Origin of the sequence: Mesorhizobium sp. B2-4-18 (assembly GCF_006441385.1) — a bacterium.
GTDB lineage: Bacteria > Pseudomonadota > Alphaproteobacteria > Rhizobiales > Rhizobiaceae > Mesorhizobium > Mesorhizobium australicum.
Map to the genome: position 1 here is coordinate 41,467 of NZ_VFUW01000017.1, position 23,566 is coordinate 65,032.

General features: G+C 62.2%; 25 protein-coding genes. 6 read left to right on the forward strand and 19 right to left on the reverse strand.

All coding sequences use genetic code 11. From position 1 onward, the window contains the following. Positions 1–31 precede the first annotated feature (31 nt). Positions 32–1,354, forward strand: a complete 1,323-nt coding sequence (gene gltA / locus FJ527_RS28015) for a citrate synthase (protein WP_015317794.1) — start codon at positions 32–34, stop codon at positions 1,352–1,354. A gap of 136 nt (positions 1,355–1,490) precedes the next feature. On the opposite strand, the gene lpxB is transcribed toward gltA, so the two are convergent. The 13 genes from lpxB to FJ527_RS28080 form a co-directional block, all read right to left on the reverse strand. Beyond that, positions 1,491–2,669 (reverse strand): lipid-A-disaccharide synthase, encoded by a 1,179-nt coding sequence (gene lpxB / locus FJ527_RS28020; RefSeq protein ID WP_140824580.1) that lies wholly within the window; start codon positions 2,667–2,669, stop codon positions 1,491–1,493. Beyond that, positions 2,662–3,561: an LpxI family protein gene (locus FJ527_RS28025; protein ID WP_224719209.1), complete on the reverse strand. Its 900-nt coding sequence runs from the start codon at positions 3,559–3,561 to the stop codon at positions 2,662–2,664. The genes lpxB and FJ527_RS28025 overlap by 8 nt, the downstream gene beginning before the upstream one ends. Beyond that, positions 3,548–4,381, reverse strand: a complete 834-nt coding sequence (gene lpxA / locus FJ527_RS28030) for an acyl-ACP--UDP-N-acetylglucosamine O-acyltransferase (protein WP_140664109.1) — start codon at positions 4,379–4,381, stop codon at positions 3,548–3,550. Before lpxA ends, FJ527_RS28025 begins: the two co-directional genes overlap by 14 nt. 13 nt (positions 4,382–4,394) lie before the next feature. Next, positions 4,395–4,862, reverse strand: a complete 468-nt coding sequence (gene fabZ, locus FJ527_RS28035; RefSeq protein ID WP_015317790.1) for a 3-hydroxyacyl-ACP dehydratase FabZ — start codon at positions 4,860–4,862, stop codon at positions 4,395–4,397. Further along, entirely contained in the window at positions 4,855–5,910 is a 1,056-nt protein-coding gene (gene lpxD, locus FJ527_RS28040) for a UDP-3-O-(3-hydroxymyristoyl)glucosamine N-acyltransferase (RefSeq protein WP_015317789.1), read from the reverse strand. The genes fabZ and lpxD overlap by 8 nt, the downstream gene beginning before the upstream one ends. A gap of 73 nt (positions 5,911–5,983) precedes the next feature. Further along, a complete protein-coding gene (bamA, locus tag FJ527_RS28045) occupies positions 5,984–8,359 on the reverse strand; it encodes an outer membrane protein assembly factor BamA (protein WP_140824581.1) in 2,376 nt (791 codons plus the stop codon). Between the two features lie 217 nt (positions 8,360–8,576). Then, positions 8,577–9,719 (reverse strand): RIP metalloprotease RseP, encoded by a 1,143-nt coding sequence (gene rseP / locus FJ527_RS28050; RefSeq protein ID WP_015317787.1) that lies wholly within the window; start codon positions 9,717–9,719, stop codon positions 8,577–8,579. A 94-nt stretch (positions 9,720–9,813) separates the two neighbouring features. Next, on the reverse strand, positions 9,814–10,629 hold the full coding sequence (locus FJ527_RS28055; RefSeq protein WP_140824582.1) for a phosphatidate cytidylyltransferase: 816 nt from the start codon (positions 10,627–10,629) through the stop codon (positions 9,814–9,816). Beyond that, positions 10,626–11,360 (reverse strand): isoprenyl transferase, encoded by a 735-nt coding sequence (locus FJ527_RS28060; RefSeq protein WP_140664120.1) that lies wholly within the window; start codon positions 11,358–11,360, stop codon positions 10,626–10,628. Before FJ527_RS28060 ends, FJ527_RS28055 begins: the two co-directional genes overlap by 4 nt. Positions 11,361–11,392: 32 nt before the next feature. Further along, positions 11,393–11,947: a ribosome recycling factor gene (gene frr / locus FJ527_RS28065; protein WP_015317784.1), complete on the reverse strand. Its 555-nt coding sequence runs from the start codon at positions 11,945–11,947 to the stop codon at positions 11,393–11,395. Between the two features lie 108 nt (positions 11,948–12,055). Then, positions 12,056–12,778, reverse strand: a complete 723-nt coding sequence (gene pyrH, locus FJ527_RS28070) for a UMP kinase (protein ID WP_140718033.1) — start codon at positions 12,776–12,778, stop codon at positions 12,056–12,058. A gap of 150 nt (positions 12,779–12,928) precedes the next feature. Continuing rightward, on the reverse strand, positions 12,929–14,038 hold the full coding sequence (locus tag FJ527_RS28075; protein ID WP_015317782.1) for an aldo/keto reductase: 1,110 nt from the start codon (positions 14,036–14,038) through the stop codon (positions 12,929–12,931). 35 nt (positions 14,039–14,073) lie between these two features. Continuing rightward, a complete protein-coding gene (locus FJ527_RS28080) occupies positions 14,074–14,601 on the reverse strand; it encodes a nuclear transport factor 2 family protein (RefSeq protein WP_140824583.1) in 528 nt (175 codons plus the stop codon). 117 nt (positions 14,602–14,718) lie between these two features. On the opposite strand from FJ527_RS28080, the gene FJ527_RS28085 reads away from it, so the two are divergent. Then, on the forward strand, positions 14,719–15,663 hold the full coding sequence (locus tag FJ527_RS28085) for a LysR family transcriptional regulator (protein WP_140664123.1): 945 nt from the start codon (positions 14,719–14,721) through the stop codon (positions 15,661–15,663). Positions 15,664–15,667: 4 nt separating this feature from the next. Here FJ527_RS28085 and tsf read toward each other — a convergent pair whose 3' ends face one another. From tsf to FJ527_RS28110, 5 genes are all read right to left on the reverse strand, one after another. Then, positions 15,668–16,588: a translation elongation factor Ts gene (tsf, locus tag FJ527_RS28090; protein WP_015317779.1), complete on the reverse strand. Its 921-nt coding sequence runs from the start codon at positions 16,586–16,588 to the stop codon at positions 15,668–15,670. Between the two features lie 108 nt (positions 16,589–16,696). Beyond that, positions 16,697–17,479 (reverse strand): 30S ribosomal protein S2, encoded by a 783-nt coding sequence (rpsB, locus tag FJ527_RS28095; RefSeq protein WP_140824584.1) that lies wholly within the window; start codon positions 17,477–17,479, stop codon positions 16,697–16,699. Positions 17,480–17,656: 177 nt separating this feature from the next. Next, complete coding sequence (locus tag FJ527_RS28100; protein ID WP_140824585.1) at positions 17,657–18,268, reverse strand: LysE family translocator; 612 nt, start codon at positions 18,266–18,268, stop codon at positions 17,657–17,659. Then, positions 18,265–18,543, reverse strand: coding sequence for a DUF4031 domain-containing protein (locus tag FJ527_RS28105; RefSeq protein WP_140616396.1), 279 nt, complete (start codon positions 18,541–18,543; stop codon positions 18,265–18,267). The genes FJ527_RS28100 and FJ527_RS28105 overlap by 4 nt, the downstream gene beginning before the upstream one ends. Before the next feature lie 36 nt (positions 18,544–18,579). Continuing rightward, positions 18,580–19,410 carry a cell envelope integrity EipB family protein gene (locus tag FJ527_RS28110; RefSeq protein WP_140824586.1) on the reverse strand — a complete coding sequence of 277 codons (831 nt, stop codon included), beginning with the start codon at positions 19,408–19,410 and terminating at the stop codon, positions 18,580–18,582. Positions 19,411–19,548: 138 nt separating this feature from the next. On the opposite strand from FJ527_RS28110, the gene FJ527_RS28115 reads away from it, so the two are divergent. From FJ527_RS28115 to FJ527_RS28130, 4 genes are all read left to right on the forward strand, one after another. Beyond that, a complete protein-coding gene (locus tag FJ527_RS28115) occupies positions 19,549–20,013 on the forward strand; it encodes a RidA family protein (protein WP_140824587.1) in 465 nt (154 codons plus the stop codon). 11 nt (positions 20,014–20,024) lie between these two features. After that, a complete protein-coding gene (locus tag FJ527_RS28120) occupies positions 20,025–20,753 on the forward strand; it encodes a glycerophosphodiester phosphodiesterase (RefSeq protein WP_015317773.1) in 729 nt (242 codons plus the stop codon). A 55-nt stretch (positions 20,754–20,808) separates the two neighbouring features. Further along, positions 20,809–22,029 carry a GNAT family N-acetyltransferase gene (locus FJ527_RS28125; protein WP_140824588.1) on the forward strand — a complete coding sequence of 407 codons (1,221 nt, stop codon included), beginning with the start codon at positions 20,809–20,811 and terminating at the stop codon, positions 22,027–22,029. Between the two features lie 78 nt (positions 22,030–22,107). Continuing rightward, positions 22,108–22,542, forward strand: a complete 435-nt coding sequence (locus tag FJ527_RS28130) for an HIT family protein (RefSeq protein WP_140824589.1) — start codon at positions 22,108–22,110, stop codon at positions 22,540–22,542. Positions 22,543–22,667: 125 nt separating this feature from the next. On the opposite strand, the gene FJ527_RS28135 is transcribed toward FJ527_RS28130, so the two are convergent. Next, the gene (locus FJ527_RS28135) at positions 22,668–23,483 is read right to left on the reverse strand and encodes a phosphatase PAP2 family protein (protein WP_246677829.1); all 816 of its coding nucleotides are present in this window, start codon (positions 23,481–23,483) and stop codon (positions 22,668–22,670) included. Positions 23,484–23,566 lie beyond the last annotated feature (83 nt).

The window sequence follows — 23,566 nt, forward strand, 5'->3', positions numbered from 1 at the left end:
GCCGGCATGAGGAAACAAGAAGGAGTTTGCAATGACCGAAGCTGCGAAAAAACTGGATGTGGGCGGCCAAGAGGCCACGGCAACGCTGGAATTCGCCGGCAAGACTCACGAATTCAAGGTGCGAAGCGGCTCGGTCGGACCTGACGTCATCGACATCGCCTCGCTCTACAGCACCACCGGCGCCTTCACCTATGACCCCGGCTTTACCTCGACGGCAAGCTGCGAGTCGGAAATCACCTTCATCGATGGCGACGCCGGCATCCTCCTGCATCGGGGCTATCCGATCGACCAGCTGGCCGAACATGGCGACTTCCTCGAAGTCTGCTACCTCCTGCTCTACGGCGAATTGCCGACCAAGGCGCAGAAGGACGATTTCGACTACCGCGTAACGCGCCACACAATGGTGCACGAGCAGATGTCGCGCTTTTTCACCGGCTTCCGCCGCGACGCGCACCCGATGGCGGTGATGTGCGGCGTGGTTGGCGCGCTGTCGGCCTTCTATCATGACTCGACCGACATCTCCGACCCGTACCAGCGCATGGTTGCCTCCATGCGCCTGATCGCCAAAATGCCGACGATCGCGGCCATGGCCTACAAGTACCACATCGGCCAGCCCTTTATTTATCCGAAGAACGATCTCGGTTTCGCGGCAAACTTCCTGCACATGTGCTTTGCCGTGCCGTGCGAGGAGTACAAGATCAACCCGGTGCTGGCGCGCGCCATGGAGCGTATCTTCATCCTGCATGCCGATCATGAGCAGAACGCTTCGACCTCGACCGTTCGCCTCGCCGGTTCCTCGGGCGCCAACCCGTTCGCCTGCATCGCCGCCGGGATTGCTTGCCTGTGGGGCCCGGCCCATGGCGGCGCCAACGAAGCGGCGCTCAACATGCTGGGCGAGATCGGCCATGTCGATCACATCCCGGAATTCATCGCCCGCGCCAAGGACAAGAACGATCCGTTCCGCCTGATGGGCTTTGGCCACCGCGTCTACAAGAACTACGATCCGCGTGCCAAGATCATGCAGAAGACGGCGCATGAGGTTCTGGGCGAACTCGGCATCAAGGACGATCCGCTGCTCGACATCGCGATGGAACTGGAAAAGATCGCGCTGACCGATCCCTATTTCATCGAGAAGAAACTCTACCCGAACGTCGACTTCTATTCCGGCATCACGCTGAAGGCGCTGGGCTTCCCCACCACCATGTTCACCGTGCTGTTCGCGGTTGCCCGCACGGTCGGCTGGATCGCCCAGTGGAAGGAAATGATCGAGGATCCACGCCAGAAGATCGGCCGTCCGCGCCAGCTCTATACCGGTGCGCCAGAGCGCGACTACGTGCCGATCGCCAAGCGCTGAGACGAGTGAGTAGTGAGTAGTGAGTAGTGACTAGTGAGTAGTCAGGTTAGAGAGTTTTCTAACTCACTATTCACTACTCACTACTCACTACTCACTACTCAATAACCACTACTCACTACTCACTATTCACCACTCACTACTGCCTACTCACTCTCTTGATACACCCCATCACCACCTGCGCCGCGATCTCACCGGACGGTTTGTCCGTTGCCATGCGCCGTGAAATCTCGGCGAACCCGTCTTTCTGCCAGGCGCGCATGCCACTGTCGGCCAACAGCGCTTCCAGCTGGCGTGCCAGATTGTTCGGCCTGACGTATTCGTCGTAGAACTCCGGGATCAGTGCGCGATCCGAGATCAGGTTGGGCAGCAGCGCCGACCAGACGGAAACGAAATACCGCGCCACGGCGCGTGCGACAGGGTCGAGCCGGTAGCAAGAGATCATCGGCACGCCGGACAGTGCCAGTTCCAGGGAGACGGTGCCGGACGCGATCAACGCCGCGTCGGCCTTGCCGAAGGCCTGCCATTTGCGCTCCGGCTCCAGGATAATCTCGGGTTTTTCATCCCAGCGCGTGACCGCGGATCGTACGGTGTCCGCGACATGCGGCACCGTCGGCAACATCAGCCGAAGCCGATGCCCGCGTGCCCGCAGCATCGACACGGTCTCGCCGAACGGCTCGAGCAGCCGTCGCACCTCGCCGCGCCGCGAGCCGGGCAGGACAAGCAGCGTCTTCACGCGGTCTGGTGAAAGATCACGCGGCTGGGCCTGCGCCCTGGCGGCCGACAGCACGCCGGGATCATGCGTCAGGCGATGGCCGACATAGGTGCCGGGCGGGCCACCCAGCCGATCGAGCTCCTTCACTTCGAACGGCAGGATGCACAGGATGTGATCGACATACGGCTTCATCGCCACCGCCCTGCCCGGCCGCCATGCCCAGACGCTCGGGCAGACATAGTGGACGATCGGGATCGTCGGGTTGGCGGCGCGCACCTTTTTGGCGACGCGCAGCGAAAAATCGGGGCTGTCGATGGTGACGAGGCAGTCCGGCTTGGCATCCGCAACCAGCCCCGCCAGCTGACCGATCCGCCGCATCAGGCGCGGCAGGTCACGCAGGACGGCGCTGAACCCCATTAGCGCGACCTCGCTGGCGTCGAACGGCGAAACCAGCCCAAGCGCCTGCAGGTGGCGGCCACCGAGGCCGACGAGCTGCACATCGCGCCCTGTTATTTGGCGCAGCGACTGGACAATGTCGGCGCCAAGCAGGTCGCCTGACTCCTCGCCCGCGACGATCGCGATCTTCAGCGCCCTGTCAGCCATGACCTGACTCCGTTGCGGCCAGGCCGACAATGAACAGCCCAAGGTCATTGGCACGCGAGAGGGTTGCGGGAGCTTCGAGGATTAGGGAGCGTCCCGCCTCGACGGCAATGCCGGCAAGCCCGGCCGCATGCGCTGCTTCTACCGTCTGGGGCCCTATGGAAGGAAGATCCGCGCGCAGCTCCTGGCCAGGCTTGGCGCATTTGACCAGCACACCGCGCGTCTTGCCGGCGATACGGCCGTGGCCGCGCAGCAGCCTGGCGCGGTCCAGCAATCCGGCCGTGCCCTCGATGCCTTCAAGCGCAATGGTCCGGCCGCCGACCGCGATCGCCGCCTGGCCGATATCCAGCGCCCCGATGGCTTTTGCCGCGGCAAAACCTGCCTCGATGTCGCGCCAGTCCGACTTCCGGGGCGTGGCCCTGGTCAACACCCCTTCGGCGGCGACAAGGTTCGGCACGATCTCGTGGGCGCCCACGACCTTTATCCCCCGGGCCTCGAGCCCGCGCGCCACCACCTTGAGCAGTCCATCGTCGCCGCGCGCCAACGCCATGACGACGACGGGTATCACAGCGAGCAGGCTGAGGCTTGGGCGCATCTGTGTCAGCCTTGGCCTGCGCTTAATCTCGCCGGCAAGCACCAGATGCGTAATCCGGTTACGCTTGAGCAGCGGAATGAGCGATCCTATCGCCTCCAGGGCAAGGGTCTCATGCTCGTAACGGCACAATTCAGCCAGGCGGTCGGCCTCACCGTCCATGAGCACGACGAAGGGCGGATGACCCTGTCCGGCCAAACCGGCAGCGACTTCGACCGGAAGGCTGCCGCCGCCGGCGATGATGCCGACCCTGGCACCAGGCGGGAGATCGAGACCAGCCGCGGCTGTCTCAGCCTTCGTCATCGGCATCGTCGCCATCGCCGCCCTTGAGCGATGGCACCGCATAGTGCCGCTTGCCGCGACTGGTGATGAAGTCGATGATCTTCATCGCTGTCGGCGACGAGGCGAACTCCACCTTGGCGAACTCGATGTTCTCGCCCACGGTGCGGGAGCGGTCGAAGATCGTCTTGTAGGCCTTGCGCAGCAGATGGATTTCGGAACGCGGCAGACCGGCGCGCTTGAGGCCGATGATGTTCAAGCCGCGCAGGCTGGCGCGGTTACCGACGGCGATGGCATAGGGAATGACATCACCGACAAAAGCCGAGCACCCGCCAAGAAAGGCGTTGTCACCCACGCGCACGAATTGATGGACGGCGCTGAGGCCGCCAATATAGACGTTGTTGCCTATCTCGCAGTGGCCGCCCAATGTCGCCCCATTGGCGAAGGTGGCGTTGTTGCCGACGGCACAGTCATGGGCGATATGGGCGTAGGCGAGGAAATTGCCATTGTCGCCGACCGTGGTTTCGCCACGGCTGGTGTCGGTGCCGACATGCATGGTCACGCCTTCGCGGATGGTGCAGTTGGCGCCAATGACCAGCGTCGTGCGGCCGCCCTTGTGCTTGGTGTTTTGCGGCGGTGCGCCCAGTGTCGCCATCGGATAGACCTTGGTCGACGCCCCGATAGTGGTCGCGCCCATCACCGAGACATGGCTGACCAGTTCGACCCCGTCGCCGATCACGGCATCGGCGCTGACATGGCAGAACGGCCCGATGCGCACACCCTGGCCGATCTGGGCGCCTTCTTCCACGACGGAGGAAGGATGGATTGACGTCTTGATTTTCATAGGCACTCGATCGTCAGTCGCCGGTGACCATCATGGCTGAAATCTCGGCCTCGGCCGCCTTGGTACCTTCGACCAGGGCTTCACAGGCGAATTTGAGCAGGTTGCCGCGCTTCTTGATTTTCTTGACATGGATCTTCAACTGGTCGCCGGGGACGACCGGTTTGCGGAATTTGGCGTTGTCGATGGTCAGAAAATAGACCAGCGATGGCTTTGACGCCCCGAGGCTGCGGATGCAGATGGCTCCGGCCGTCTGGGCCATGGCCTCGACGATCAGCACGCCAGGCATCACCGGCTGCTCCGGGAAATGCCCCTGAAAATGCGGCTCGTTTATGGTCACGTTCTTGATGCCGATGGCGGAGTCGTCGCCGTCGATGTCCACGATGCGGTCGATCATCAGGAAGGGATAACGGTGCGGCAGGAGCTTCATCAGCCCCAATATGTCGACCGCTTCCAGCGTTGTCGCCGCCACCATGTCAGCCATTGTCCTTGCCCTGCTTGCGTGCCCTGGCCATCGTGCGCAACATGGCTATCTCTCGCATGGCTTCCGCCATCGGCTGCGCCGGATAGCCACCCCAGATCTCGCCGGCGGGAACATTGCTCATAAATCCACTTCTGGCTGCAAGCTTGGCACCTGTACCAATCGTCAGATGATCCGCAAGCCCGACACCGCCGCCCATGGTGACATTGTCACCCACCACCACGGAACCGGAAATACCCGACAGCCCGGCCACTATACAATTGCGGCCGATGCGGACGTTATGGGCGATCTGAACGAGATTGTCGATCTTGGTGCCTTGCCCGATGATCGTATCGGACATGGCGCCACGATCGACGGTGGAATTGGAGCCGATCTCGACATCGTCCTGGATGACGACGCGTCCGATCTGTGGAACACGTTCCGGCCCCTTGGCGCCGCCGACAAAGCCAAAGCCGTCCTGGCCGATCCTGGCGCCACCATGGATGATGACTCGATTGCCGATCAGAGCGTACTGGATACTGGCGCCCGGCCCGACATAACCGTCACGGCCAATCTGGCAGGACTGTCCGATGACGGCGTTGGGCGCAATGACTGTGCCGCTGCCGATCGAGACACCAGGCCCGATGACCGCGCCGGCCTCGATGATAGCCCCGGCTTCGACATGCGCCGTCGGATCGACATGGGCATGGGGCGAAACACCGGTTTCACTGGTCATTGGCCCCGGCGTGGCGGCTGTCGGGAACAGCAGGCGCCCAACCAGCGCGAAAGCCTGCTGCGGCCGTGGATGAGTCAAGACAGCGACGCTGGAAGGCGCCTTGTTTGCGAATTCGGCCGTGCACAGGACCGCCGCCGCCCGCAGCGACGGCATCAGCGCGGAATTACGCCTGCCGTCGACGAAGACAAGCGCATTGGCGCCGCCTTCATTGGCCGGCGCCAGCGCTTCGATCAAAACGTCGGATTGGCCGGAATCGACAAGCACCGAGCCGGTCAGATTCGCGACTTCGGCCGCCGTATACCGGCGTGATGGCGCGAAGAACACCGGATCGGTCATTCCAGAAGCTATATCCAGCTAGGTCGGAACATTTCTCCCGGATCCAAAACCCGGGAGCATCGTTGGCCGCCGATCAGAAGCGGGTCGATATGCCGAAGTTGAATTCCTGCACGTCGTCGCTCGCTTCCTTCTTGACCGGGATTGCATAGTCGATACGGATCGGGCCGAACGGAGACGCCCACATCAGGCCGAGACCAACCGAGGCGCGCACCTTCATGCCGGTAGAATCTGGATCGACCAAGCCAGTGGCGATCTTGCTGCCATAGAGCGTTGCCGCATCAGCGAACACCGCGCCCCGCAAGCCGAAGCTCTCAGGCACGACCGGCAGCGGGAATTGCGCCTCCGCCGAAGCGTTGAAATAGGTCGTTCCACCCAGATGGTCACCGCTGGTGTCGTTAGCAACCGGGCCGATGCCACCATAGGCAAAGCCGCGGATCATGCGATCGGTGCTCTGGAAGTGATCGAAGATGCGCAGATCGCCGTCGCTGCCGTAGCCCTCGACATGTCCTGCGCCACCCGAAAGGAGGCCGACAAGGTCAAGCTGCTCGGACAGCGTCTGGTAGATGCTGCCGCGCCCGGTGATCTTCACGAACTTGGCATCGCCACCGAGACCGGCGACCTCCACTGTCGTGTTGGCATAGATACCCTCATGCGGGTTCTTCATGTCATCGATGGTATTGTAGACCAGCCCAAGGCTGACCGAGGACTTGATCCATGGGCTCTGCTCGATGCCATCCAGAATGGCCTGGGAAATGTTGCAGTTGCCGTCGGGATCGACAGGAGTGGGATCGCAACCGTCGTCGACCTTATATTTCTCCTGCGAGATGTTGTACGCCAACTGGGTCGTGATGCTGTTGGTGATTGGCAACCCGAAGCGGATCGTCGCGCCGGTGGTGTCGCTGTCGTAATTGTTGTTGTATTCCCGCGTCGACTTGAAGATGTCGAAGCCGGCGGCGATACGCCGCCCGAGGAAGTAGGGCTCGGTGAAGGACAGGCTGTAGTCGCGCGAGTTCTTGCCGCCACCAGCCGACACTTTGATGAACTGGCCACGGCCGAGGAAGTTGCGCTCGGTGATCGATCCTTCGACGGACGGTCCAGCCGAATCGCCGCCGGTCGAATAGCCGGCGCCAACCGAGAATTCACCCGTCGACTTCTCGACCACGTCGACCACCAGCACGACCTGGTCAGGGGCCGAGCCAGGCACGGTCGAAATGTCGACTTTGTCAAAATAATTCAGGTCTTCCAGGCGCTTCTTCGCGCGCTGGATGAGCACCTGGTTGAACGCATCGCCTTCGCTGACATCGAATTCGCGACGGATGACATAGTCACGCGTGCGGTCGTTGCCGCGGATCTCGATGCGCTCGACATAGGCCTTGGTGCCCTGGTCGACGGTGTAGACCACCGAGATCGTGTGGTTCTCGAAGTTGCGGTCGCCGCGCGGTGTCACCTGGGCGAAAGCATAGCCGGAACCAGCCACCTTCTCCGTCAGCGCAATGATGGAGTCTTCGACGTTCTTGGCATTGTAGACATCGCCCTTGCGGGTTTCGACCACCGATTCCAGCGACTTGGAGTCGACTTCCGGGATCGTGCTTTCGACGCTGATGTCGCCAAAATTGTAGCGCTCGCCTTCCTGGACGGTGATGGTGACCGTGTATTTGTTGGTCGCATTGTCGAGCTCGCCGACGGCGGACACGACCTGGAAGTCGGCATAACCGTGATTGTAATAGAAGCGGCGCAGCAGCTCCTGGTCGGCGCGCAGCTTGTCTTCGTCGTAGACGTCGTCGCGCAGAATGAACGAAACCCAGGACGAGCGCTTGGTGTTGATCACATCAGACAGGCGGCGGCTGGAATAGGCGCTGTTGCCGACGAAATTGATTGCCGCGATCTGCGTGCGATCGCCTTCGGTGATGTGGAAGACCACGTTCACGCGGTTGTCGCCAAGCTCCATGATCTGCGCGGTCACGCCGGCATCGTCACGGCCGATACGCCTGTAGGCGGCCTTGACCGCCTCGACATCCGAATCCAGCGTAGCTTGAGAGAACGTGCCGCGCGGCTTCAGCTGAACCGCCGCCTGAAGCGCGTTGTCCTTGAGCTTCTTGTTGCCCTGGAACAGCACCTGGTTGACGACCTTGTATTCCGAAACCTTGACCACCAGGGTCGAGCCGACCTGGTTGATCTGGACATCCGAGAACAGGCCGGTGCCGAACAGCGCCTTGACCGCGCTATCGACATCGGAGCTGGAGAAGGCCTTGCCGGGCTTGATGGTGATGTAGTTGCGGATGGTATCGGCGTCGACACGCTGGTTGCCGCTCACCTCCACCCGGCTTACGACCGCGGCTTCGGCCGCCGATGTGGCAACGAACTGCACTGCGAGCGCACCTGGTACGACCAGAGCGGCGGACAGTGCCGCCGCTGACGCGGCGTTTAGAAACTTGGATGCTGCCTTCATCGGGCTTAATAACCTTTTCTCGTAGTCCCCACGGCGAGAAAACCGGACGTGCGGTCATTTCCCCTACCGTATTAACCGGATTTTCCCTACACGCAAGGCTTCTGGTTAATTTGTATTTACTTAACCCTGTTGCGTGGCTTTCGCGTCACTCATATCCCCGTGCATGGTAAACGGCGTCTCAACATCCGCCATGCTCAGGCCAAATTCCTTCATGATTTCAGCACCCAAAGAGATCGTTCCAGAACACGAACCCCATGAAGCACAGCACCAGAAGCAGACCGGCCCGATAGGCCATTTCCATCATCCGTTCCGACACCGGCCGGCGGATGACGGCCTCCACCCCGTAGAACAACAGATGGCCGCCGTCGAGGGGGGGAATCGGCAAAAGGTTTAGAATGCCTATCCCAACGGACAGCAGCGCGACGAGCTGCACCAGCCATTCAAAACCGAGTTTGGCCGCCTTGCCGGCCATGTCGGCGATCTTGACCGGGCCACCCAACTGGCACTTGTCCTCGCGCCCGACGGCGAAGCGCTGCAGGAACTGTCCGGTGCGCTCGATGACGTGGCCGGTTTCCTCAACGGCCGCCGCAACGGCTCCGACCGGGGTGTAGGTGATGAGGCGGGGCTGGCCGAGTTCCTTGTTGTTGACGACGCCGATCACGGCGACCTTGACCTTGTTGCCGAGCGCGTCCTCCTGCTCCATCAGCTGCGGCGACGCGGTCACCGTGACCTCCTTGCCGCCGCGCAGCATGACGAAGGTGATGGTGTCGCCGGCGCGGCCCGAGACCAGCCGCTGCACGTCGCCGAAGGTTTCGACCTTGCTGCCGTCAACGCTGACGAATCGGTCGCCTGGCAAGATGCCGGCCTTGGCCGCGGGACTGTCTGTTGTAACCTCCGCCACCATGGGCTCCGCGACATAACGCCCATAGGCGGCAAACAGCACGGAAAAGACGACGATCGTCAGCAGGAAGTTAAACAGCGGCCCGGCCACTACCGTTGCCGCGCGCTTCCAGATCGCCTGGGTGTGGAAGGCAACCTTGCGTTCCTCGTCGGTCAGCGTTTCGAGTTCTTCCGATGTCGGCTGGCTGGAGGTGGCGTTCATGTCGCCGACAAACTTGACATAGCCGCCAAGCGGTATGGCGCAAAGCTTCCAGCGCGTACCATGCCTGTCGTTGAAGCCGATGAGCTCCGGACCGAAGCCGATGGAGAAGGCTCTGACCCCGATGCCGCACCAGCGGCCGACGAGATAGTGGCCCATCTCGTGAACGAACACCACGACGGTCAGAACGAAGAGAAACGGCACGAGCGTGCCGAGAAAGAGGCCTTCCGTGCTGAAAATCGCGTGAAGAATCTCGTTCAATTCAGGCCCTCAAGTTCTTCCGCGTCGCTGCGTGACTGTGACATCAATACAGGCGAATCCAAGGCGCCCGCGCCAGATCGTGGAATGACACCGTTCAAATGGGAAACAGCCCCTGTGCCGGATGCTCGGCGCCCGCCGCGATCCAGCCGATGACGTATAGGGCAAGAGCGGCCGCGACAAGCCCGTCGACACGGTCCATGACGCCGCCATGCCCAGGGATGAGCACGCCAGAATCCTTGCGGCCGTGACACCGCTTGACCCAGGATTCGAAGAGGTCGCCGGCTTGGGCGACAATCGACAGTACCAGCGCCACAACACCCAGCAACGCCAGGTTGCCGGCGCCGGCGAAGGCGGCAAGCAGCAGCCCCGCGACGACACCACCGACCGCCCCGCCGAGGGCGCCGCTGCGGGTCTTGCCGGGCGAGATCGAAGGCGCCAGTTTGGGCCCGCCGACGGCACGCCCGACGAAATAGGCAAAAATGTCGGTTGCCCAGACGACCGCGAACAGGAACAGGATGGCGACGAGGCCCGAATGGTCGCCGTCCCGCAGCAGGGCAAGCGACAGGCCCGACATGCAGGCATAGGCAAGGCCGCTGGCGTCCCACTGGCCGATCTTGCGAACTCCGGCGGTGATCGCAGCTGTCGCAACCAGAATCACGACGAGCGGCAGCAGCCACCGTGCGGGCAGGCCGGCAATCAAGGCGCCGACGAAAAGGACCATCAGCGCTTCCGGCAGAAAACCAAGCCCGTCGGCGGCGGCGGGCCGCGACATGCGTGTCCACTCGTAGAAGATCATTGCCGCCATGATGGCGCACAGCAGCCGGAACGGCAGGCTACCGAGCCAGGTCAGGCCGAGGGCGACAATGGCCAGCACGACGGCCGAGATGACGCGCAGCTGAAGGTTGCTCATCCCGCGGCCGGCCGCGAAGCGACGTCCTGCGGCCCCAGTCCGCCGAAGCGGCGCTCGCGGCCGGCATATTCGCGCAAGGCCTCGGCGAAATGCTCGCGGTTGAAATCCGGCCAGTAGCACGGCAGGAAGACGAGTTCGCTGTAGGCGGCCTGCCACAAGAGGAAGTTGGACAGGCGCAGTTCGCCGCTGGTGCGGATGACCAGCTCCGGATCGGGAATGCCTTGCGTGTCGAGAGAGCCGGCAAAGCTTTCAGCCGATATAGCCTCGCTGTCCATTTCACCGCGGGCCACGGCCGCGGCAAGCTTGCGCGCCGTGCGGACGATCTCGTCACGCCCGCCATAATTGAAGGCGATCACCAGCGTCAGCGAAGTGTTGTGGATCGTCAGCGATTCGGCCTCGTCGAGCAGCCCCCTGATGTCCGCCTGCAGCCCTGTGCGGTCGCCGATGATCCTGACCCGTACGCCGCTCTGGTGCAGCTCGGCAAGGTCGCGACGGATGAACAGCTTCAACAGACCCATAAGGTCGCTGACCTCGGACTTCGGCCGCGACCAGTTCTCCGACGAGAAAGCGTAGACGGTCAGGAAGGAGATGCCGAGACCCGGGGCGGCGCGCACCGCCTTGCGCAGGGCCTCGACGCCGGCGCGATGACCGGCGAGCCTCGGCATACCGCGCGCCTTGGCCCAGCGTCCATTTCCATCCATGATGATCGCGACATGCGCGGGCGTTGTCATGATCTCGCTTTCGGGTCAGCCAAGGGCCAACCCTAAACCTGCATGATTTCAGCTTCCTTGTCGGAAAGCAGATGATCGATGGTGCTGATGGTTTCGTCGGTAAGTTTCTGGACCTGGTCGGAACGCTTGCGCTGATCGTCCTCGCTGATGTCGCCGTCCTTCTCCGCCTTCTTCAGGAAATCCATGCCGTCGCGGCGCACATGGCGCGCGGCGACACGGGCGTTCTCTGCGTAGCCGTGCGAGATCTTGACCAGTTCCTTGCGGCGCTGTTCGTTGAGCTCCGGCAGCGGAATCCTCAGATTGGTGCCATCGACGATCGGGTTGAAGCCCAGATTGGATTCCCGGATCGCGCGGTCGACCGCGCCGACCATCGATTTGTCCCAGACCGAGACCGAGATCATGCGCGGCTCCGGCACCGAAACGTTGGCCACCTGGTTGATCGGCATGGTGGTGCCATAGGCCTGCACCTGGATCGCATCGAGCAGATTGCTGGAGGCGCGACCGGTCCGCAGCGAAGCCAGGTCATGCTTGAACGCGGCGATGGCCCCATCCATGCGCCGCTTCAGATCGTCGTACTCACCACTCATCTTAGTCTCCTCGACCCGTCTGCCGCGGGTTCACTGCTTCGGGGCAAGGGCCCCGTGTTCGAGCCTGATGTTCGAAAGCCGGTTTCCCCTTCCAGGGATCGGCCCCGATCATTCGTCCGCGACGACCGTGCAGCGGCCGCCGCCCCTTAAAATATCGCCGAAACCACCCTTTTCGTGGATCGAATAGACGATTATCGGAATGTTGTTTTCGCGCGCAAGTGCAATCGCAGCGGTATCCATGATGGAAAGGCCGCGATTTATGACTTCGGCGTGGCTGATGCGCTCGAAACGCGCCGCACTCGGGTCCTTTTTCGGGTCGGCCGAATAGACGCCGTCGACCTGGGTACCCTTGAACAGCGCGTCGGCGCCGATTTCGGCCGCGCGAAGTGCCGCTGCCGAATCAGTGGTGAAGAACGGATTGCCGGTGCCGCCGGCGAAGATCACCACCTTGCCCTGGTTCATGTAGGCGGTCGCTTGGCGCTGCGAAAAACTCTCGCAAAGCTCGGGCATGGCAATTGCGGACAGCACGACGGCATCGACACCGATCTTGTTCAGCGACGTGCGCAACGCCAGCGAATTGATGACCGTGGCAAGCATGCCCATGTGATCGCCGGTAACGCGGTCGCCTCCCTTGGAGGCGACCGCCACGCCGCGAAAGATATTGCCGCCGCCGATAACGACACCCACCTCGATGCCCAGCGCACGGGCCTCGGCAATGTCGCCGGCGATGCGGTCGACGACCGAGACGTCGATGCCGAAATGCTGTTCGCCCATCAACGCTTCGCCCGAAGCTTTCAGCAGAACACGTCGGTAGCGGGGCTTGACCGTCATCTGGTTCCTCGAAATTCCGGCGTGGCAAGCTCTGAAGGCGAAAACGCCCCCTGCTTCGCCCGGCGGTGCTGTCATGACGGGTTGACCGGATACACGAAGGGCGCGGCGATGTCACGCCGCGCCCTTATGCAAAATTCCAGGCTTTCTGGATCAGTTGCTGCTGATGGCAACCGCCTCGCCTTCGACCACGACCGGCAATGCGTAGCCTGACGGCTTGTCGCCGGTCACGACACCGCCCGCGACACGGACCTGGATCTCGGGACCGAAATAAGAATGCGGGAACGGTGCCGGCGTGCCGCTCACCTTGTCCAGGCGCTGGCGAAGCGCGGGCGGTATGGAGAAATCGAGCGCCGCAAGATTATCCTGCAGCTGCGAAAGCCGCGTTGCTCCGAGAATGACGGTGGCAACTCCTGGCTGAGTCGCCACCCAGTTCAGCGCGACCTGAGCCATGCCGCGGCCGAGTTCGGCGGCGACTTTCTCCAGCTCCGCCACCACAGCCCAGTTGTGCTCGCTGAATTTCTGGAAGCCTGGGTGGGTGGTGTTGCGGAAGCCGTCGAGCCGGCCGGCATTGCCCGCCTGCGCCGGGCGGTATTTGCCACTTAGCAGTCCGCTTGCCAGCGGGCTCCAGACCATGATGCCGGCGCCATGGCGTGTCCCGAACGGCACGAATTCATGCTCGATGGCACGCTCCGCCAGGGAGTATTCAAGCTGCAACGCCGAGATCGGCTCATAGCCGCGCAGTTCGGCGATCGCCTGCGCCCGCCCGGCATACCAGGCCGGCACGTCGGACAGGCCGATGTGACGTATCTTGCCTGCCCGAACCAGATCGTCGAGCGTACGCAGCACTTCTTCGGCCGGCGTCAGCCTGTCCCAGATATGCATGAGATAGAGATCGATATAGTCGGTACCCAGCCGCTTCAGCGATGCGTCGACGGCACGCATGATGTTCTTGCGGCCATTGCCGCCGGCGTTCGGATTGCCGGGGTTCGAGTTCATGGTGAATTTGGTGGCGATCACCGCCTTGTCGCGCAAGCCCCGCTCGGCCACGAATTCACCGAGCCAGGTCTCGGCCGTGCCGCCGGTGTAAAGGTCGGCGGTGTCGAAGAAATTGCCTCCGGCCTCGACATAGGCGTCGAACATCGCGCGCGCCGTATCCCGGTCCGCGCCCCAGCCCCATTCCGTCCCGAAAGTCATCGTGCCCAGTGCCAGCCGGCTGACGCGCAGGCCGCTGTTGCCGAGTGTGTAGTAGCTCATCGTCATTGTCTTTTCCGATCTTGGTCCGGTTGATGCGGGCGTCATTGGCCAGGTGTCGCCTTGACCCAGGGATTGCCGCGCTCATGCGTCATGCGGAAGGTGAAGCCATCGACCTTCCAGCCAGCCGCGGAGCGCGTGAGGTGATGCTCATACGTGCCCCAGACCTCCCAGAGCGGGTCGCCATTACCCTCCATCCGGTTCCAGGCGTAGCCGTTCGACAGAACGGTCGCCGTGTCCGCTTCAAGGACGACCTGGTGATTGGTGCGCAGATGCAGGCTGGTCTTGCTGCCTTTGAGATTGCCGGCCCAGGCGCCGATCAGATCGTCGGAGGCGATGTTGGCCGCGGGCTGCCCGGACAGGCTGCTGAAGTCGGCGGTGACCCTATCCGCGAAATAGCTGCGCGCGCGTTTCCAGTCCTGCGCGTCGACCGCGCGGTCGATGGCGTCGACGATGCGGATGATGGCGCGGTCATCGGCAAGCGCCTGCCAGCCCATCGGCTCGGCCCCGCCGGCGTCGAGCGGCGCCAAGGCAAGCCCTGCGGCGAAGGTAGCGTGTTTCAAGGCGTTCATGTCTCTTCTCCTCGATACCATCAGCCCGATCGCCGATGTGTTGGCGACAATGTGAACCTCTGCCTCGGCGTCGATAAGATTGCATTGTCCGCAAAGACTATGCGATACTGTTCATGAATGGACCGGGATCTGCTCAGCCATCTGCCTGTCATCATTGCGGTCGCCCGGCGCGGCGGTTTTGCCCTTGCCGCGGCCGAACTGGGCATGAGCCCTTCGGCGGTCAGCCATGCAGTGCGCCTCGTCGAGGAGCGGATCGGTCAGCCGCTGTTTGCGCGCACCACGCGCAGCGTTTCGCTCACCGAGGCCGGCAAGGCGCTGGTGGAAACGGCGGCCCCTGCCCTCCAGGATATCGCCGAGCGGATGGATCGTATTCGCAGCGTCAAGGGCAGGCCGTCCGGGCTGCTCAGGATCAACGCCTCCAACATTGCAATGCCGTTGGCGGTGACGCCGGTCGTGGCGGCGATGGCCGAGCGATATCCCGACATCACGGTCGAGATTTTTGCCGATCAAGGGTTGGTCGATATCGTCGGCGAAGGTTTTGACGCCGGCATCCGGCTCGGCGAGATGATCGCCCAGGACATGGTGGCCATCCGACTGACGCAGCCCTTCAAAGCCGTTATCGTCGCCTCGCCCGCCTATATCGGGCGACATGGCCGTCCGCGCAGCGTGGCCGATCTCGCGAACCACAATTGCATCGGATACCGTCTCGTTCGCTCCGGTGCTCTCTATCGCTGGGATTTGACCTGGGACGGCAAGGACGTGGTCATGGAAACCAGCGGTACGGCCATCGTGACGGATTCGCTTGCGGCAATCGACCTGGCTCTCGCCGGAGTGGGCCTTGCCTATATGTTCGAGCCGCTGGCGCGCGCCGATCTCGCGGCCGGTCGCCTGGTGCAGGTTCTGCCGCAATCAGCGATCGAGGAACCCGGCCTTTTCCTCTACTTTCCGCGTCGCGCGGCGATGGCGCCCAAACTCAGGGCCTTTATCGACACCGCGAACGAAATCGGCCGGGCATCCCAGCGGATGTCCGGCCGAAAAAACACAGGCGAAATGGACCGGTAAGAAGTTACTTCTTGACCGCCGCCGCGACTTCCGCGGCGAAATCCGTCTCTTCCTTCTCGATGCCCTCGCCAAGGGCGAAGCGCAAATAGGCCGTGATCTTGGCCGGCGCGCCGATTTCCTTTTCGGCATCCTGCAGCGCCTTCTCGACGGTGATGTCGGGATTGAGCACGAAGGCCTGCTTCAGGAGCACGACTTCCTCATAGAACTTGCGCAGGCGACCCTCGACCATCTTCTCGATGATGGCTTCCGGCTTGCCGGACTGGCGCGCCTGATCGGAGAAGATTGCCTTCTCGCGCTCGACCGCGGCCGGATCGATCTGCTCGGCGGTCAGCGCCATCGGGTTGGTGGCGGCGACATGCATGGCGACCTGGCGGCCAAAGGCATTGGCGGCATGCTCGTTGCCCGTGGTCTCGATCGCGACCAGCACACCGAGCTTGCCGAGACCATCGGCAACAGCGTTGTGGACATAGGTCGCAACCGCGCCATGCGGAACGGTGAGCTTGGCCGAGCGGCGGAAGCCCATGTTCTCGCCGATAGTGCCGACCGCGTCCTTGATGGTGTCGGTGACCGACTTGTCGGAGCCCGGATATTTGGCGGCGGCGACCGCTTCGGTCGTGCCATAGGCAAGCGCCACCTTGGCGACGTTGGCGACGATTTCCTGGAAGGCGGCATTGCGGGCGACGAAGTCGGTCTCGGAATTCACCTCGACCACGGCAGCTTCACGCACACCGTTGTCGACGCCGATCAGACCTTCGGCTGCCGTACGGCCGGCCTTCTTGTCGGCCTTGGAGATACCCTTCTTGCGCAGCCAGTCAACGGCCTCTTCCAAGTTGCCGTTGGTCTCGTTCAACGCCGCCTTGCAGTCCATCATGCCCGCGCCGGTCAAGTCGCGGAGTTCTTTGACCTGTGCAGCCGAAATGCTCATTGTCGCCTCTTTGTTTAAATGCACCGACGCACCATCGGTATTCGATGGTGCGTCTGTTTAGCGTGCCAAAATATGAGAAAGATGAAGGCCGCAACCGGCCTTCGATTGTCAAGCCTCGGGGGCTTCCGACGCCGGAGCCGGATCGAGCGCCGGTTCGATCGGAGCTTCGACCGAAGCGCCGATATCCATGCCGAGCGCGCCCTGCTGACGGGCGATGCCGTCGATGGCGGCCTTGGCGATCAGATCGCAATAAAGCTGGATGGCGCGGGCCGCGTCGTCATTGCCGGGGATCGGGAAATCGATCTTGTCCGGATCGCAGTTCGAATCGATGATGGCGACGACCGGGATGCCCAGGCGCTTGGCCTCGAGGATGGCAATCGCCTCCTTGTTGGTGTCGATCACGAACATCAGGTCGGGCGTCGAGCCCATGTCCTTGATACCGCCGAGCGCCTTGTCGAGCTTCTCGCGCTCGCGATCGAGGTTCAGGCGTTCCTTCTTGGTCAACCCTTGCGCTTCGCCGGCCAGCATCTCGTCGAGCTTGCGCAGGCGCTGGATCGAGTTCGAGATCGTCTTCCAGTTGGTCAGCATGCCGCCGAGCCAACGCGAGTTGACGTAGTACTGGGCCGAACGCTGTGCCGCATCGGCAACGATGTCCGACGCCTGGCGCTTGGTGCCGACGAACAGCACGCGGCCGCCCTTGGCGACGGTGTCGGAAACCTGCTTCAGCGCCTGGTGCAGCAAAGGCACCGTCTGCGAGAGGTCGATGATGTGGATGTTGTTGCGGGCGCCGTAGATGTAGGACGCCATCTTCGGGTTCCAGCGGTGGGTCTGGTGGCCGAAGTGAATGCCAGCTTCCAAAAGCTGGCGCATGCTGAAATCAGGCAGTGCCATTCTAAGTTCCTTTCCGGTTAGCCTCCACGGACACAGGCATTTTTGGACCGAGGTCCTCGAACGCCACCGGAGGTCTCAGCCGGATTTCTCCCGGGCAGACACCAAAGTCCGTGTGTGGAATGAGCGCGCATATAGAGGGGAAGTCCGACAAACGCAAGCAGGGCGGCGCTTTAACGCCTAGCGTGCGGCAATCAGCGCTCCGGTGCCGATCATGGCGCTGCCGGCGAACCTGTTCATCAGCCGCATGCGCCAGGGTGTCCTGAACCAGCCCGAAGCCCGGCCCGCGAGCGCGGCATAGACCCCCATCGTCACGATATTGGCGCTGATGACGGTAGCCACCACCAGCAGGCCATCGAAAAAGGTCATCGTGTCGAGGTCGAGAATCAGCGGCATGATCGAGGCATGGAACAGGATCGCCTTCGGGTTTCCGAGCGCTATGAACGCGCCGAGCAGGAAGGATCGGGACAATTTCGCCTGCCCCGTCCGCGGCTCATTCGATTGCGCGACCGAGGCCCGCCACATCCTGACGCCGAGAAAGATCAGATAGGCGGCGCCGGCATATTTCAACAGGAGGAAGATCCATTCGAAGGTCTGAGCCAGGGCCACCAACCCCAGCAGCGCCAGAGTGACGAGCACGGCATCGCCGGCGGCGACCCCAAGGCCTGCCATGAAGGCCCGCAGGAACCCACGCGACACGCCGTTGGTGATGACCGCGAACATTGCCGGCCCCGGCGTGGCGGCGGCGAGCGTCACAGCGGCGCAATATGCCAGGAATGCCGTTGGTGTCATCGCTTGGACTTTCCGTTGGGCACCCGCACGCGCCGGAAGATGGCGACGATCTGCTCGCGGCTGCACTCGATGGCGCCCAGCCGCACCGCACGGTCGCGCTCGAAGCCGGTTATGTCATAGTGCGGAGCGGATGTCTTAGGCGGGCCCTGGTAGGACGAGCGCTTGATGCCGAGTTCCGCCGCAAAGCGATGCAATTCGTCGGTGTCGTCGGCTAGGAGATGGCACCAGAGATGGCCGGCCCATTTCCAGATCGCCGCATCTACATAGACTGCCATCAAGCCCGCCACGGCCAGCTCAATTGCCCGACCCTGCTATTTCGATACTGGGCAAGGCTTTGTCTGGTCGAACAGCGATAGGTTGACCAGCTTGCCGGTCATCGAGAAGTCGCCATAGTCCATGACGAGATCACGGGTGATGCCGTTCTCGTGCAGCTTGAAGCTGATCCGGTATTCCGGCACTTCCTCGCCGTTCTGGGCGCTGTCGTCGAAATAGGCGATGTCGACCGGCCAGTATTTGTCGGTGGCAAGCTTCGCCAATGCCGGCGCCTCCGGATCGGCCTTGTCGGCCTCGCTCTTCTTGCCGACGACGACGGTGGTCGTCATCACCTTGTTGGCGTCTTCCGAACCATCAAACAGGTTGGTCTGATAGAAGTTTTCGCCTTTTTCGGCCTTTCCGATCAGCTCGACCAGGTGCTGGGTCGGAAACTGGGTGGCGGCGAGTTCGAGACTGTTCTTCTCCGGCTTGTCGATGTCGACCTTGAGGCCCTTCGCGTCTTTCGTGGCCATACCCCTGACCTCCTTGTCGAGGTTCTGGTCGACAAAGGATTTCGTCACGAATGAAAAGGTCTTGCCTTCGGCATCCTCGAAAGTCGTCGTCTGCTGGTCGGTCAGCTTCGTGTTGTCGTTGGTGGCGATCTGGGTGACGAAACGGAATTTCACCGTATAGCCTTCGCAGGCCGAGCCATTGAACTCGTAGACCATGCGGCCGGTGATGCCGGTGATGCCGGACCGATCATCCGCCTTCTTGAGCGTGAGATCATAGACGGCGCGATGCGCCTGCAGCGCCGGTGCGGCGACAGCGGCGCCTGTTGGCAAAAGCGCCGACAACAGAACGGCGTGGAATGCAAGGCGCGTCGCGCGCATGAGGTACTCCGATCGTCGCGGCTGATGGCAGGCCGCAGGGAAAGATGGTCCAGCTTAAAAAAAGTCGTGGCGGAAGCGAGGCAAAAATAGCAATTTCGGCCCGGCCAGCGCGGCACCTTCCAGCAATAGGGAAAAGCAATGAGTGAAACAATCGAAAAGCGGCTAAGTGATCTCGGCGTGGCGCTTCCCGTTGCCGCCGCACCAGCCGCCAACTACGTGCCCTATTGCAGGACCGGCAGCCTGCTGTTCACCGCCGGACAATTGCCTCTCAAGGACGGCAAGCTGCAGGCGAGCGGCCTGCTCGGCCGCGATGTCGACACCGCCACCGGCAAGGACGCGGCAAAATACTGCGCGATCAACATTCTGGCACAGGCCAAGGCCGCGCTCGGCGACCTCGAGAAAATTCGCCGCCTGGTGAAGATCACCGTCTTCGTCGCCTCCGCCGCAGACTTCGTCGAGCAGCATCTGGTTGCCAACGGCGCCTCCGATTTCCTGGTCGCCGCCCTTGGCGAGCGCGGCAAGCACGCCCGCTCGGCCGTCGGTACCGCCTCCCTGCCGCTTAATGCCGCAGTGGAAATCGAAGCGATCTTCGAAGTCGAGTGAGCCCGAACACCATGACAGACCTATCCTGGCTGACCGCCCGGCCCGTTGCCCATCGCGGCTTTCACGACATGAACAAGACGCGCTGGGAAAACACGCTTTCCGCCTTCGCTGCCGCGGCCGAACGCGGCTACGCGATCGAATGCGACGTGCATCTGTCGTCGGACGGCATCCCCGTCGTGATCCATGACGACGATTTGCAACGGCTGACCGGGCAGGACGGTTTCGTCTGGCAACGCAGCGCGGCCGAACTTACCGCGCTCAAGGTTGGCGGCACGGCGGATCACGTGCCGACGTTGCAGGAAGCACTCGACCTCGTCGATGGTCGCGTGCCCATGGTGGTCGAACTGAAAGGAACTCCCGGTCGCGACGAAGGCCTGGTGGCGCGCGTCGGCAAGATGCTCAAGCGCTACAAGGGCAAGGCGGCGATCATGTCATTCGATCACTGGCTGATCCGCGATTTCCCCAAACACGCGCCCGGCATCCCGGCTGGATTGACCGCCTATGGCAAGGACGCCAAGCTGATCGAAGCACATTTCGCCATGCTGGCGCACGAACTCGCCTTTACGTCGTATGCCGCAGGCGACTTGCCGAACCCGTTTGTCAGCTTCGTGCGCGAAAAGCTCAAAATGCCTGTCATCACCTGGACGGTGCATGATCAGCCCGCGATCGACCTGACCTTTAGATACGCCGACCAGATGACGTTCGAAGGGTTCGAACCCGACCTGGTCGAAGTCGCCTGAACAGGGTGCCCGAAACGTGACTTGTAGCGGCCCGAATGGAGCTTAAATAAGCCTCATGGATCAGGGTGATGACGGCGACGGGCAAATGGCGAATGCGGACTATTCGATCCGCATCGCCGCCGGCATCGGTGCCTTTACCTGCGACGAATGGAACGGCTTTTCCGGAACCACGCGTGGCGACACGGAGGCCGGGTACAACCCGCTCGTTTCATTCGCTTTTTTGAGCGCTCTTGAGGATTCCGGCTGTGCGGTGCGGCGCACCGGCTGGCAAGGTCATCACCTGCGGCTGGAGACCGCGCAAGGCAGGCTCCTCGGCGCCGTTCCCTGTTATCTCAAGTCGCACAGCCAGGGCGAATACGTGTTCGATCACGGCTGGTCGGATGCCTTCGAGCGCGCCGGCGGCCGTTACTATCCAAAACTGCAAAGTGCCGTGCCGTTCACCCCCGTCACCGGCCCTCGCCTGCTGGTCGGCAAAGGCGAGGATCAGGATGCGGTGAAGGCTGGGCTTGCGGCCGGTCTCAAAATGGTGACCGACAAGCTCGGCGTCTCCTCTGCGCATGTCACCTTCGTGCAGGAGAGCGACGTCGCGACGCTGGAAGCCGCGGGCTTCCTGCATCGCACCGACCAGCAATTCCATTTCTTCAACGAAGGCTTTTCAACCTATGACGACTTCCTCGCCACGCTTGCCTCACGCAAACGCAAGGCGATGAGGAAGGAACGGCGCGAGGCGCTGGCCGATGGCATCTCGATCGACTGGCTGACCGGAAAGGACCTGACCGAAAAGGCCTGGGACGATTTCTTCGCCTTCTATATGGACACCGGCAGCCGCAAATGGGGCCGCCCCTACCTGAACCGCCAGTTCTTCTCGTTGATCGGCGAACGCATGGCGGACGACATCCTGCTGGTGATGGCCAGGCGCAACGGGCGCTATATTGCCGGCGCCATCAACTTCATCGGTTCCGACGCGCTCTACGGCCGCAACTGGGGCTGCATCGAGGATCACCCCTACCTGCATTTCGAGGTTTGCTATCACCAGGCCATCGACTTCGCCATCGAACGCAAGCTGAAGGTGGTCGAGGCAGGCGCGCAAGGCGAACACAAGCTGGCGCGCGGCTACCGGCCGGTGACCATGCATTCGGCCCACTACATTTCCCATCCTGGCCTGCGCAACGCGGTCGCCGACTATCTCAGGCGCGAGCGGCGCGAAGTGGAGCGGATGGGCGAATATCTGGAAGAGCATACCCCGTTCCGCAAGGATATTGGCGACCTCGGTTGATCGCACCGCAGCTTCGCCTTGCTGCTCGCAGGTCGCTTCGCTACACCGGACGGCAAGGCACACTTCGGAGCGTTTGCCATGATTGAGGCCGCCTATAATACCGGCAACATCTTCGCAAAGATCCTGCGCGGAGAGATCCCCTCGCATCGCGTTTACGAGGACGAAGCCGTCGTGGCTTTCATGGATGTGATGCCGCAAGGACCCGGCCATACGCTGGTGGTGCCGAAAGCGCCGTCGCGCAACTTGCTCGACGCCGATCCGTTGACCTTCGGCCCGCTTTTCACGGTTGTTCAGAAAGTGGCCCGAGCGGTCAAAAAAGCCTTCGACGCCGACGGTGTCACCATCATTCAATTCAACGAGCCTGCTTCGGGGCAGACTGTCTATCACCTCCACGTCCACGTCATTCCGCGTTTCGATGGCATCCCGCTGAAGCCGCATTCGGGCGAAATAGAGAAGCCTGAGGTGCTGGCTGAGAACGCCCGCCGGATAAAAGCGGCGTTGGCGTTATCCTGACGCCTGGCTTTCAGCGGTTGCCAGCACCTGCGGACTTCCGCGGAGATTGCGCAGTTGCGTATCGAAAACCATTAACCCGAGCCGCCAGGATATCAGCGTGATCGTCGTTCCACCGAACACATCCATCAGATTGTGCCCGCCTTGGATGAGGATCGCAGGCACAAGGCGGCACTGATCAGGATCAATGCAAAACGCATCGGCCTGTAGGGCCAGATCGCGATCAGCGAAATCAGCGCCATGACGGTATGAAACGAGGGAAACCCAATGAGACCGGTTACTTTCAGGCTGGAAACATCCGGTACGCCCTCGGCGAACAGGCGATTCAATTCCGTGCCATAAGCCGAGCTTACGACCGGCCGGACAATACGGTCCACCTCCGGCGCCAGCGTCCAGTAGCCTGCGGCGCCGGCGGACGGGAACAGCGCCCAGCAGAATATGGTCGCCAGTGATGCTATTACTGTCCCCAATGCGGCCGCATGCAGGCGGCGCCGGTCGTTCGCCATGCCGAGGAAGAGAAACGTGAACAGCAACTGGGCCAGCGTCAGGTTGTAGATTTGCCGAAGCAAATCCGAGAGGCGGGGATATTGCGCAATCCAGGCGCAAAAGCCCGGCCAGGAATATCCCAGCCACGAATCCATCCGGACAAGCATGGCGTCGATCGGCTCCGATGGCCGCGGCAGCAACAGTATGTTGAAAAGGGCGGCAGGCACGGAATAGGCGATGAACAGCGCCAGAATGTGTGTGGTGAGGGCAACGCGCTCCGCCTTGCGGACCCGACGGTAGAACTGGCCGATGATTGTCAAGAGAACGGCAAAATAAACGGAAGGAATATATCCGTCGAGCGAGACGACGGTTCCTTTCTCCCAAACAAGAAAAAGGCAAACCGCCACCAGCGCCAGGGTAGCCGCCAATATCGTGCGTTCTGCAGGGAGGAGAACCATTCGTCAAATCTGCACGAAGGTCGTTAATTCAGAATGAAAACACAACCGTCAGCCGGCTGAAATCCATTCCCATCGCCCGCCAG